Below are 12239 nucleotides of genomic sequence, written 5' to 3'. Positions count from 1 at the left end.
TCAAGGGGAACTGACATGTCCGACCACAACAAGCCGCTTATCAAGACCACCCGCCGCCAGGCGCTCGGGCTCATGGCGCTCAGCGTCTCCGGCGTCGTCTTCTCCGGCCTTCCCGGCTTCGCCAGCGCCATGGCGCAGCAGGCCAAGACCATCAAGGGTCAGCTGACCGTCGGTTTCTCCCAGGAGCCGACCGTCTTCAATCCACACATGCCGCATATCGAAGTCGATGAAGGCGTTCATTTCAGTGTCTTCGATCCGCTCTTCTACGTCGATGCCGAAGGCAAGTTCGTTGCTGCGCTCGCCGCCGAAGTACCGTCCGTCGAAAATGGCGGCATTTCCGCCGACGGCCTGACCTGGAAGGTGACACTTCGTGACGATGTCAAATGGCACGACGGCAAGCCGTTCACGGCCGAAGACGTCAAGTTCACCCTCGAACTTCTGGTCGACCCCGACTTCCGCTCGTGGAGAAAGACAGGTCATGAATTCGTCCGCGACCTCACGGTCGTCTCGCCGACGGAAATTACCTGGAAGATGGAAAAGCCGTTTGCGCCTTACCCGTCCATCCTGGCATCGACCTTCATCACGCCCAAGCACATCCTGGGGGCTGAAGCGGACAGAAACACCGCTGCCTATAACAATGCCCCGATCGGAACGGGTCCCTTCAAGTGGAAGGAACGCATTGCCGGTGACTACATCCTGCTCGAAGCCAATGCCGCGTATTTCGCCGACGGTCCCTATGTCGAACGGCTGATCTACAAATACGTGCCCGACCTCAACGTCTTGTATACGCAGTTCAAGACAGGCGATATCGACGTCGTGGGACTGCAGTGGATCACGCCCGACCACTATGACGAAGCCAAGGATCTCGAAGGCAAGGTCATCAACATCGTGCCCGGCTCGACGATCGAATCCTTTACGTTCAACATGGAGCGGCCGCAGTTCAAGGAGCCGGCCGTTCGCGAGGCGCTCTACCACGCGATCGACAAGCAATCGATCATCGAGGCATTGTATTACGGCTTGCCGTCGCCAACCGAGAGCTATGTGCCGCAGCAGTCCTTCTACTACAATACCGATCTGCCGAAACACGAATATTCCATCGAGAAAGCCAAGACGCTTCTCGACGATGCCGGCTGGGCCGCGGGCGCCGACGGTATCCGTGCAAAGGACGGCGTCAAGCTCTCCTTCACCTGCTCGACGACGGCGGGCAACCATATCCGGGAACAGGTCCAGCAATACATACAGCAGTCCTTCAAGGACATCGGCGTGGAGATGACCATCTCCAACCTGCCGCCGGCTGTCATGTGGGGCGACTACTGGATGCTCTCGCAGTTCGACACGGTCATCGTCGGTCTCGACTTCCTGACCGGTCCAGATCCGGATACTTCGGACTTCTTCCGCTCGACATCGAGCCCGGCCAAGGGTGGTGCCGGGCAGAACACCTGGCAGTTTGTCAACAAGGACGTGGATGACCTGTTGGCACAGGGCGGCAGCCTCTTCGTGCCCGAAGAACGCAAGGCGGTCTACCTGAAGATCCAGAACGTCATGCGCAAGGAGCTGCCCTTTCTGCCCCTGTTCCAATACGCCACCGTGCGGGGTCACAAGGACGGTATCGAGAAGGTCCAGCCGAACATCAACACCCGTATCGACACCTGGAACGTCGCGACCTGGCGTTGGGCGTAATTCCTGCCCGGGTGGCTCGCGCTCGCCTGAATTGCCGGTAAGTGCCAGCCCGATCAGGGCTGGTACGCTGCCGGTCCCTCCTTGCCCGATCCCTCCTTGCCGATGTCTGTCGTGTCCATCGGCGGACGTGGAGTATGACCATGCTGTCCTATCTTCTTCAGCGACTTTGGCAGAGCCTTGTCCTGCTGCTGCTCGTTTCCATCATCGGATTTGCCATCCTCAATCTCGCGCCCGGCGGCCCCTTGTCACAATTTGCGCTGACGCCCGGCATGACCCGCGAAGCCCTCGATCGCATCGCCCGTCAGATGGGGCTCGATCGCCCCCTTCCCATTCAGTATCTGGAATGGGCGTGGAGGCTGTTGCAGGGTGACTGGGGCAAGTCCTATCGAGACCAGCGGCCGGTTCTCGACATCATCTCCGGGCATCTGTTCGCAACACTGCTCCTCATGATCTCGTCCACGGTCGTCTCCATCCTCATAGGCACCTGGATCGGCATCAAGGGCGCGACGAAGCGATACTCGATATTCGATTACTCGGCGACGGTCGGAGCCATGATCGCGCTTTCGATCCCGACCTTCTGGTTCGGGCTTGTTGCGATCTACGTCTTTGCGCTGAAGCTCAAATGGCTGCCTGCCGGCAACATGTACACGATCGGCGACCAGTCCTTCTACGACTACGCCATTCATCTGATCATGCCCAGCATCGTGCTGGCTCTCGTCAATATCGCCGTCTGGAGCCGCTACATGCGCACGGCGACGCTCGACGTTATCAATCAGGATTTCGTTCGCACCGCACGTGCCAAAGGGCTTACCCCGCGCAGAGTCCTGATGAAGCATGTCGTCGGAAACGCGCTCTTGCCGATGATCACGCTTGCTGGCCTGCAGTTGCCAACGATCCTGGGCGGGGCTCTGGTCACCGAGACGGTGTTCACCTGGCCGGGCATGGGGCGCCTGTTTCTGGATAGCCTCGGTTATCACGACTATCCGGTGGTGATGGGCCTTCTGATGTTCTCGGCCATTCTCGTGCTGCTCGGCAGCTTGCTTGCAGACCTTCTGGTCGCGCTCGTCGATCCGCGTATCCGGCTCGGATAGGCAGGGTTCCGCGATCAGACGTGTCAACTGTCGAAAGGATCTTCACATGACTGCTGCAACGCTTCCATCCTCGTCTTTCCCCCCGACACCTCGCTTTTGGCAAAACCGGACGGTTCGTCGCTTTGCGCGCCACAAGCTGGCCGTGGTCGGCGTGGCCATGATTACGCTTCTCGTCCTTGCCTGCGTCTGCGGTCCTTATCTTCTGCCCTATGATGAGTTGTACATCGATCTGCGCGCCCGCTTTGCGCCGCCGCTGACCGGCTACCACATCTTTGGCACCGATCCGCTCGGCCGGGATATTGCAGCCCGCCTCTTCAATGCCGGGCGCATCTCGCTCTTGGTCGGCTTCTTTGCGATGGTGCTGTCAACGGTCATCGGAACGGTGATCGGCGTCGTGGCCGGCTACTATGGTGGACGCCTCGGCACGGTTCTGATGCGTTTCGTCGATGCCTTCCTGGCTTTCCCGAGCATCTTCCTCCTCTTGGCACTTGCCGCCTTCGTCAAGCCAAGCCCCTTCATGATTACCGTTATCATCGCTGTGACCAGCTGGATGGAAATCGCGCGTCTGGTCGAAGCGGAAGTGCGCTCGCTACGGGAACGAGATTTCGTCCTGGCCGCCCGCATGTTGGGTCTGCCGAATGCATGGATCATGTTCCGCGAACTGCTGCCCAACGCGATCGGACCGATCATCGTGGCGGCGACCCTGACGGTGGCGCGCGCCATCCTGATGGAAGCTTACATCAGCTTCCTTGGCTACGGCATCCAGCCACCCTTGCCGAGCTGGGGCAATATGCTGAACGGCGCACAACAATATCTCGATAAGGCACCTTGGCTGGCCATCGTTCCGGGCGTGGCAATTACGCTCGCCGTGACCAGCTTCAACTTCATCGGCGACGGGTTGCGCGACGCGCTCGATGCTCGCAGCGATTTGAACTGAGGTGCGACGGGTGACCCTGTTTTCGCCGTTCGATATGATCCTATGGTATGCCACTGCGACGCCTGGCGCGAAAACGGAAGTCCATTTACCGCTGACAGAGTCTGACGCTTAGTTGCATAGTTGCAACGTGTTCATAAGAAGTGGGTGAATTGGCGGCGGTTGAAAATTTGTGCAACTGATCACGTCATGGTGGTATCTAAACCTAACCCATGGGAAACATGAGTTTTTTACACATATTTTATTTCGGCTGGAGATTGCGTACCGAAGTACCTTTAGAATCCCTCTAAGTAACGATGCTTGCAACGAATTTTCGTTTGGGATTAAAGCACGAGCACCTCCTACCATAACGGCGGGATGCTGACCAAAAGTGCCAACATGGGTAAAATGACGCTTTATCACCCGCTCACGACACGTCATCCCGGTCTCAGGGCTCTAGAGGCGACCCGGCGGTTGGTGATGAACCTTCTGCGCTCGGTCAAAAAAGGCGATCGTTAGTGGCTTGGGATTTGCACAAGCTTTTCCTTCGCCACGCAAATGGCATTACCCGCTCTTTGCGCCGAAGGGGGCTGAGCGAAGAAACAGCTGCGGACATTACCCAGGATACGTTTCTACGCGTCTTGATTGCGCCACCTGCGGAAAATATCACCAATTCCAATCCGGCGGCTTATCTTTACCAGGTATCGCGCAATCTGGGCATAAACCACCAGCGCCGTGAGCGCTTGTTCGACAAGATCGACAGTTTCGACGAAGCCGTTGCGAACATCGCCGATCCGTTTCCACTGCCAGACGCGGTTGTATATGATCGGCAAAGGTTGAGACTGACGGAAGCGGCACTTGCAGAGCTCCCGGACCGCAGTCGTCGCGCGTTCGAATTGCATCGACTGGGAGAGCTCACCATGAGTCAAGTCGGCCAGGAAATTGGTCTGTCCACCTCGCGAACCTGGGCTTTGATCCGCGATGCCTATCGGCACATTGTCATCCGAACCAGTGGGCTATAGTTTATTTTGACGGGAAAAGAGAAAATCGCGGCCGTTCAATTGTACTAGATGGTAAGGGCAACAACGTATGCCGGCATTGCTGTCGGCGCATGAAACCGGAACCATACGCATGAACGTTGCCGCACAAGACCCCCAAAGATTGCTTGATGAGGCTATCGATCTCGTCATTCGCTTGCAGGTCGACCCCGGCAATTCCGTCACCCTTGACATGATCAGGACATGGCGCAAGCGTGGCCCTGACTATGAGGCGGCATGGTCCAGAGTGGCCGATGCTTACGGCATGAGCGGCAAAGTTCTGACCGACCGCGCGAAAGCCGAGAAAAGGGAGAGCCTGGCGCCGACGCGCCGCCATTTGGTCATAGGCGGCGCAGTGGGTCTTGGCGCGGCGTTGGCCGGAACCGTCTATGGACCCTCTGCCATTCTTCGCGCGAAGGCGGATTACATCACCGGGAAGGGGGAGATCAGCCGCTTCGAACTCCCGGATGGAAGCGTTGCGACGCTTGGACCGGACAGTGCCCTCGCATTGGATTACACGCCCGAAAAGCGCGGCATCGAGCTTCTTTCTGGTATGTCGTTTTTCGATGTCGTTGGAGATGCTCGCAGACCATTCGCAGTTCAGACCGGCGGTTTAACCGCAACGGCAATTGGAACGGCATTCGATGTTGCCAATGATGCAGGTATTCTGACCGTCTCCGTCGACCGCGGCATCGTCGAGGCTCGCGCATCTATCTCTTCGCTCGAAAGCGGGCAGAGGTTGAGGGCAGGGGAGTGGATATCGTTTGAACCCTCGTCGAACACCATCGAGCGTGGCATGCGCGAACCGGGGCAGACCGCTCTCTGGCGCAACAATATCATTGCTGCCGAGCAGGAAACCGTTGCTGCCCTCGTCGCCAGAATTGGCCGATGGTATCCTGGCAGAATTATCATTGCAGACCCGTTTGTCGAATCGCGGCGTGTCAGCGGTCTTTTTGATCTTGCAAATCCGCAACGTGCGCTTGAGGCCGTTGTGCTTCCGGCAGGTGCACGGGTTAGACGCGTATCGTCATACCTGACGATTATTTCGCCCGTCTGAAAATAATTCAGGGAGAGCAGAAAAAAACGGTGCCCCGTTTGTAATAGCTACAGGGGTTGCAATTTCGAATTTTGCGGCATGCACCCCTGCAACACGATCGAGCAGGAGAGAATGGGCTATGGGGCAGCTGTCGGGGAACGGACGCAAAACAAATGATACGCGCAGAGCGCTGATCGCCGCGCTGATGATGAGCACCAGTCTGGGTATTGCCATCGGCATGACGCAACAGACGGCATCTGCACAGGCTGCGGCGCAGACGAATTTCTCCGTCAATGCCGGCCCGCTCAATCAGGCGCTGATGTCCTTCGGTCGCCAGACTGGCCTTCAGGTCACCTATCTTGCATCGATTGCCGCTGGAAAATCATCGCCCGGCTTCTCGGGCAATGGAACACGGGAGCAGGCGCTGGCCAGCATCCTGAGGGGTTCCGGTCTGACCTACTCTTTCCCCAACGCGACGACCGCGGCCATTGCCGCTTCCGGCCCGTTGGTTCCAGGTGCCAATGTCGCAGCCGATGGTTCGACACTGTTGGAGACCATCACGGTGAACGGGGCCGGAAACGGTGAAAACACCTATGTCGTCACCAGAAGCGCGACGGGGACAAAAACGGATGCACCGCTGGCCGAAGTGCCGCAGTCCATTTCAATCGTCGGTCGAAAGCAGATCGAGGCACAGAATGCGCAATCCGTTTCCGAAATCCTGCGTTACGTCCCTGGCGTTACGATCGAAACCTATGGTCCCGATCCCAAAGGCTATGACTGGATTTTGATGCGTGGTTTCAACGCCCAGTCGACCAGCTCGTATCTGGATGGCCTGCGTCAGATTTCGAGCGGGTACAGTTTCTTCCGCACCGATCCATATCAGCTTCAATCGGTGGAGGTGCTGCGCGGCCCGTCATCGTCGCTTTACGGACAAAGTGACGCTGGCGGCATCGTCAACAAGGTCTCGAAGAAGCCGACAGACACGCCCGTGAGGGAAGTCGAACTTGAATATGGCAGCCACCAGCGCGCGCAGGTCGGGTTTGATCTGGGTGGTCCGGTGAATGATGACAAGTCCATCATGTATCGCGTGACCGGCGTCGCTCGCAACAGCAACACGCAATTCCAATATCCCGATGGTACCGATATCGGCGATGATCGGTTCATGATCGCGCCGTCGATAACATGGGCGCCCGATTCAGACACATCGCTGACCGTCAGCGGGCAAGCGCTGCGCGACAAGAGCGGCGGCACAGTCCTCATGTTCACGCCGACAAATACTCTGATCGGCGATCACAGCTTCAACAACAGTGTCCAGGAACAGCAGACGATCGGCTATGAGTTCTCCCATCGGTTCAATGATACGTGGACCGTTCGTCAGAACCTCCGTTACGGTCGAGCCGATTTCACGCTCGACAATCTTCTAGCCACTGGAATGGATGCTTCCGGAAACCTGATACGTGGCACGCGCAGGTTCGATGAGAGCCTCGACGCGCTGACGATCGACAATCAGGCGCAGGCGAATTTCGACACCGGAATTTTTGCGCATGAATTGCTGCTCGGTCTGGATTATGCGCGGTCGGAGGCGGATGTGAAGCGCTATAGAGGATTGGCTCCCTCGCTCGACCCCAGCAACCCCGTTTATGGTGTCAGTATCCGGCAGCCGACCACGGCGTTTGCCGACTACGAAGAGACGTATCAGCAGATCGGGCTTTATGCGCAGGACCGTATCAATCTGACGGATAACCTGATCGCGACGCTTGGTGGTCGTTACGATTGGGTTGATATCGATACGGCCAACCAGCTCTCGAATACCAATCCGTCTGTCGATGTCGGCAATTTCAGCGGTCGGGCGGGGCTTACCTACAAGACGCCGTGGGGCGTGGCCCCCTATGTCAGCTACGCACAATCCTTTGTGCCAAACACGGGTATCTCGTCCTCCGGCAACAGCTTCGATCCGTCGACCGGCCGTCAGTGGGAGGTTGGCGTAAAATATGAACCGGTGGGAATCGATGCGCTGTTTACGGTCGCTTGGTTCGATATTGTAAAGTCGAACATTCTGACACCTGAGCGGAACGGCGCCGGTGTGACCACTGGCTTCTCTGTGGCAACCGGAGAGGTGCAGTCGCGCGGCGTGGAAGTGGAAGGAAAATTCAGCCTTGGAAGTGGCTGGGATCTCACGAGTTCCTATACCTGGACCAACGCAGAGATCACGCGGGACAATTCCGGTTTCGTTGGAAAGACACCTTATCTCGTGCCGGAACATCAGGCGTCGGCTTGGCTCAATTACACGGTTGATGACGGGGTGCTCGAAGGCCTGTCGATCGGCGGCGGTGTGCGCTATGTCGGAGATAGCTTCGGCGACAATGCCAACACCGTGAAGGTCGATGGCCGCACTTTGATCGATCTGGGTGCCAGCTACAAGGTGACCGAAAACGCAACCTTCTCGGTCAACGCCACCAATGTGTTCGACAAGAGCTACTACACGACCTGCGAAGATAGCGTTTCTTGCTACGAGGGTGATCGTCGCAGCGTCATCGGCCGTCTTAAGGTGAACTTTTAAGGTCTTGGCTATGACAGACGCAATATTTCCGGGTGGTTCGCCGCCCGGAAAACGCCTGCATTCACGTCGGCATTTTCTGGCTCTCTCGCTCTTCTCGATCGCTGGGATGCGCAGCAATGCCTTTGCGTCCGCAGGCTCCGCCCGCATTGTCGCGATAGACTGGTCTGCAGCGGAATCGTTACTTGCGCTGGGTGTTGTACCCGCGGCTGTCTCGGATACGGGATATTTCCGCCAGAGAATGCCGTTGCCGCTGCCCGACGATGTGCGGGATGTCGGCCCGTTCTGGGAGATCAACCGCGAACTGCTCGCCGACATTGCACCCGACCTCATCTTGATCAACAGCTCCAGTCTCATCATGACACCGGATATCGCGAAGATCGCTTGCGTCGAGATCGTGCCGGAAAAAGCCGTCTCTGGCGATCGTTACGATCTGACCATCGACATTTTACGGCATGCGGGTGGGGCAGCGGGGCTGGAGCCTTCCCGTATGGATGCCGTCGCTGCCCAAGGGCTGGAGCGCATTTCGGCCCTGCGTGCGCGGCTCCCAGTGTCCACCCGTCGCATCTGCGTCCTGTTGCCTGACCAGACAGGTCGTGGCGTGGTGATCTATGGAAAAGGCAGCCTGCCGGAGGCCGTGCTACAACGGCTGGGGCTTGAGAATGCCTGGCAGGGGCCGGTCAATGCGGCGGGCATTTTTCAGACCGGTTTCGACGCTCTGTTCGATATAGGCGAGGCGATTTTTGTCCTGATCGATATTCCCGCACTCAGGCATCAGACAACTAAGGCACTCGAAACAAGTGCCCTTTGGCAGTCGCTCCCGTCTGTCAGGCAGGGCCGCACGCGTTGGATCGAGCAGTTCTATCCATTCGGCGGCTGTGTCTCCGCTTTGCACCTCGCCGAGGCCATCACAGCGGCGCTTGAAGGAGCGGGCCGATGAGAAGCGTTGCGATAACCACGCACCAAAGCCTAACGCTGAGGGGCAACATCGTCTTTCTCCTGCTCGCCATTGCTGCAACGGCACTCTCCCTGAACGGGCTTGCTCATTCCCTGCCGCCCTCACACTGGTGGCAACTTCTCAGCTCGGCCAAGGTCTCGGCACCGTCGGAAGCTCTGGTGTTTTACGGACTGCTGCCGCGTATTGTCGTGGCTCTTGTCGCCGGGTTCGCACTGGGTCTGGGTGGCGCCGTTTTTCAGCAAATCCTTGGCAATCAACTGGCCGAGCCTGGCCTCCTTGGGGTCTCATCCGGTGCCGGTCTGGCCTTGGCGGCAAGCCTTCTGTATGCACCCGCATTGTGGCGTTCCGGCCCCGAGGTCGTTGCGCTGACGGGCGCCGGACTTGCACTTGTTCTGGTTCTCGGTGTCGCCTTCGGGCGCGGCATGGCGTCCCACACCCTTATTCTGGCAGGGGTGGTGGTCAATTTGTATTGTGGAGCTTTGTATGCTCTCCTCGTTTTGCTCAACCACGATTTTCTCACCGATCTTCTGCGATGGCAGGCCGGATCGTTGCAACAAAGCGGCTGGCACGGCGCCAGGATGCTCTTTCCGCAGGTTGCCATCGTGTCGGCGGCCATTTTTCTCATGCAGCGGCCCATAGCCCTCCTGTCGCTCGGGGATGGAACGGCGAAAGCCTTCGGCGTCTCATCCGCAACCATGAAGGTCCTTGCGCTGGCCTGTGCATCGATGCTTGCCGCCTTCGTCACCGCAAGTTTCGGCATCATCGGTTTTATCGGGCTTGCAGCGCCGGCTCTGGCACGGGTGCTTTGGCCGCAGACCAGGGCCAGACTTGTGCGGTCTGCTGTGACCGGTGCCGTTCTTTTGCTGCTTGCCGACCAGCTTGTCCGCATTCTGTCACAATACGCTGGCGATATTCCCGTCGGTGCAGCAGCCGGACTTCTGACAGGGCCACTGCTTGTCGTCCTTGCCCTGCGTCACCGCAAGCCGTCGCTGCACTATAGCGAGACGGTCACGCCGTCATTTGTCAAACCTAGGCCTACGGCAAGGCTGACGGGCGCATTGGTGTTCCTTCTTCTCGTCACGCTCATTCTCGCATTTTTTGTCGGGCAGTCGCAAACCGGATGGCATATCGGCATGCCGTCCGATATCGAGACGGCTCTCACATGGCGTCTGCCACGCATTGTTGCAGCCGCCGGCGCAGGTGCCTGTCTGGCGATCTCCGGGTTTATCTTGCAGCGTAGCCTGCGCAATCCGCTTGCCAGTCCCGACCTGCTCGGTATCGGCCATGGGGCCGGCCTTGGTCTGGCGTTCGCCATCATCCTGTTACCGGTCGCCGGCATCTGGTCAAAATTCGCTGTCGCGTCCATTGGCGCACTCGTCGTGCTCGGTGTTGTCGTGCTCTTGTCGTGGCGCAACGCATTCGATCCTGAGCGCACGTTGCTGATCGGCGTCGGTCTCGGCAGCACGACGAACGCGCTGCTCGTTCTGGTCTTGGCGGGTGGAGGGCCGAAAGCTGCCGCCCTGTTGAGCTGGTTTTCCGGATCGACGGGTGGTGTGGGCATCGACGAGGCCATCGCGGTCTGCGTGGTCGCATTCCTTGCGCTCGTGTCCGGCGTCATGGGTCACCGTTGGCTCGAATTGTCCGCGCTCGGTGACCGATTGGCTGGCGGTCTGGGTGTTCCCTTGAAGACATCGCGCGCACTGGCGCTTGTCACGGCGTCTGTCGGGACAGCGGCGGCCACGGTCGTCATAGGCCCATTGAGTTTTGTGGGCCTCATGATCCCGCATCTTGTCCGAATAGCCGGATTTCGCCGTATGGCTGACTCCGTCATTGGGTGCGCTTTGTTCGGAGCATTGCTGATGGTGTTTTCCGACTGGCTGGGGCGCAATATCATATGGCCATGGCCGATGTCGCCGGGTTTGTTGGCTGCATTCATTGGCGGGCCACTGCTCTTGTGGCTCATTCAAAGAAGCGAACGACGATGACCGGACAGGATGATGTGACATGAATTTCAAGCTGGCGGGCGTTACTTTGCGCATGGGCGACAGGACGCTTCTTGATAGATTTTCGCTCGATTTGCCGAAAGGAACAACGATCGGGCTTATCGGCCATAATGGCTCCGGCAAATCGACTTTGCTGAAGATCCTGGCCAATCAGGTCAGACCGAGCGCGGGCATGGTCCTGTTTCAGGGAAAACCCTTACACGATTGGGGCGCACGTCGATTGGCGCGCAAGATCGCCTACCTGCCGCAGCACATCCCGGCGACATCGGGCCTGCTTGTCAGGGAGTTGGTCGCCCTCGGTCGATACCCTTGGCATGGTGCACTTGGACGTTTCGGAGCGATTGACCGTGACAAGGTCGCCGACGCAGTAGCGCTGACCGATATTGGTTCGTTGACTGATAGACTGGTCGATACGCTGTCGGGCGGCGAGCGTCAGCGTGTTTGGCTCGCGATGCTGGTCGCGCAAGATGCAGAGTGTTTGTTGCTTGACGAGCCAACCTCGGCGCTCGACATCTCCCATCAGATTGACGTCCTTTCCCTTGTGCAAAAGCTCTCGAAAGACAGAGGACTTTCCATCGTATTGGTCTTGCACGACGTCAATATGGCTGCCCGGTTCTGCGACGAAGTTATCGCCCTGCATTCTGGTAAGATTGTTGTGCGTGGAGCGCCGGAAGGGATCATGACGCCCAAACAATTGCAGTTCATCTACGGGCTTCCGATGGAGGTGATGATCCATCCCACCACCGGGCATGCAATTGCTGTAGCGTCATAGTGAGCGGGGCAAGCGCCGGCTTTTCGCCCATATCGCGATGCCCGCATGGGCCAAAAATACCAGGCCCTAGTTCGCGCCGCATCTCGGCGATCGTGACATTTGCAATGTTAAACTTTGCCACGATCCCGCGCACCGAGTTCGTTGAAACGCGGCATCTCTCCTCGTTTCGACACGAGCGGCAGGTCTTCACTT

At 58.2% G+C, this 12239-nt stretch carries 9 protein-coding genes; all 9 read left to right on the top strand.

The genetic code is table 11. The annotated features are described in order from the left end of the window. Positions 1–15: 15 nt before the first annotated feature. Entirely contained in the window at positions 16–1680 is a 1665-nt protein-coding gene (locus C8J33_RS13170) for a peptide ABC transporter substrate-binding protein (protein WP_110807861.1), read from the top strand. A 140-nt stretch (positions 1681–1820) separates the two neighbouring features. Then, the gene (locus C8J33_RS13165; RefSeq protein ID WP_110807893.1) at positions 1821–2771 is read left to right on the top strand and encodes an ABC transporter permease; all 951 of its coding nucleotides are present in this window, start codon (positions 1821–1823) and stop codon (positions 2769–2771) included. A gap of 46 nt (positions 2772–2817) precedes the next feature. Further along, positions 2818–3708 (top strand): ABC transporter permease, encoded by an 891-nt coding sequence (locus C8J33_RS13160; RefSeq protein WP_110807862.1) that lies wholly within the window; start codon positions 2818–2820, stop codon positions 3706–3708. A 494-nt stretch (positions 3709–4202) separates the two neighbouring features. Continuing rightward, entirely contained in the window at positions 4203–4706 is a 504-nt protein-coding gene (locus tag C8J33_RS13155) for a sigma-70 family RNA polymerase sigma factor (RefSeq protein ID WP_132664629.1), read from the top strand. A 67-nt stretch (positions 4707–4773) separates the two neighbouring features. Continuing rightward, entirely contained in the window at positions 4774–5778 is a 1005-nt protein-coding gene (locus C8J33_RS13150; protein WP_245507175.1) for a FecR domain-containing protein, read from the top strand. Positions 5779–5896: 118 nt separating this feature from the next. Further along, a complete protein-coding gene (locus C8J33_RS13145) occupies positions 5897–8317 on the top strand; it encodes a TonB-dependent siderophore receptor (RefSeq protein ID WP_132664627.1) in 2421 nt (806 codons plus the stop codon). 10 nt (positions 8318–8327) lie between these two features. Then, positions 8328–9254 (top strand): ABC transporter substrate-binding protein, encoded by a 927-nt coding sequence (locus C8J33_RS13140; RefSeq protein WP_245507174.1) that lies wholly within the window; start codon positions 8328–8330, stop codon positions 9252–9254. Beyond that, positions 9251–11257: a Fe(3+)-hydroxamate ABC transporter permease FhuB gene (gene fhuB / locus C8J33_RS13135; RefSeq protein WP_207904035.1), complete on the top strand. Its 2007-nt coding sequence runs from the start codon at positions 9251–9253 to the stop codon at positions 11255–11257. Before C8J33_RS13140 ends, fhuB begins: the two co-directional genes overlap by 4 nt. A 19-nt stretch (positions 11258–11276) precedes the next feature. After that, positions 11277–12047, top strand: a complete 771-nt coding sequence (locus C8J33_RS13130) for an ATP-binding cassette domain-containing protein (protein WP_132664626.1) — start codon at positions 11277–11279, stop codon at positions 12045–12047. The last annotated feature ends 192 nt before the right edge of the window (positions 12048–12239 follow it).

The sequence above is a fragment of the Rhizobium sp. PP-CC-3G-465 genome, assembly GCF_004343445.1.
In the GTDB taxonomy this organism is placed as follows: Bacteria; Pseudomonadota; Alphaproteobacteria; order Rhizobiales; family Rhizobiaceae; genus Ferranicluibacter; species Ferranicluibacter rubi.
The sequence above is the reverse complement of the archived record's forward strand: the minus strand, read 5'-3'. Positions and strand labels throughout refer to the sequence as shown.

What these genes read in the sequence shown, in the direction of transcription:
- C8J33_RS13170 (WP_110807861.1), top strand. Translation starts at nt 16, where the DNA reads ATGTCCGACCACAACAAGCCGCTTATCAAGACCACCCGCCGCCAGGCG.
- C8J33_RS13165 (WP_110807893.1), top strand. Translation starts at nt 1,821, where the DNA reads ATGCTGTCCTATCTTCTTCAGCGACTTTGGCAGAGCCTTGTCCTGCTG.
- C8J33_RS13160 (WP_110807862.1), top strand. Translation starts at nt 2,818, where the DNA reads ATGACTGCTGCAACGCTTCCATCCTCGTCTTTCCCCCCGACACCTCGC.
- C8J33_RS13150 (WP_245507175.1), top strand. Translation starts at nt 4,774, where the DNA reads ATGCCGGCATTGCTGTCGGCGCATGAAACCGGAACCATACGCATGAAC.
- C8J33_RS13145 (WP_132664627.1), top strand. Translation starts at nt 5,897, where the DNA reads ATGGGGCAGCTGTCGGGGAACGGACGCAAAACAAATGATACGCGCAGA.
- C8J33_RS13140 (WP_245507174.1), top strand. Translation starts at nt 8,328, where the DNA reads ATGACAGACGCAATATTTCCGGGTGGTTCGCCGCCCGGAAAACGCCTG.
- fhuB (WP_207904035.1), top strand. Translation starts at nt 9,251, where the DNA reads ATGAGAAGCGTTGCGATAACCACGCACCAAAGCCTAACGCTGAGGGGC.
- C8J33_RS13130 (WP_132664626.1), top strand. Translation starts at nt 11,277, where the DNA reads ATGAATTTCAAGCTGGCGGGCGTTACTTTGCGCATGGGCGACAGGACG.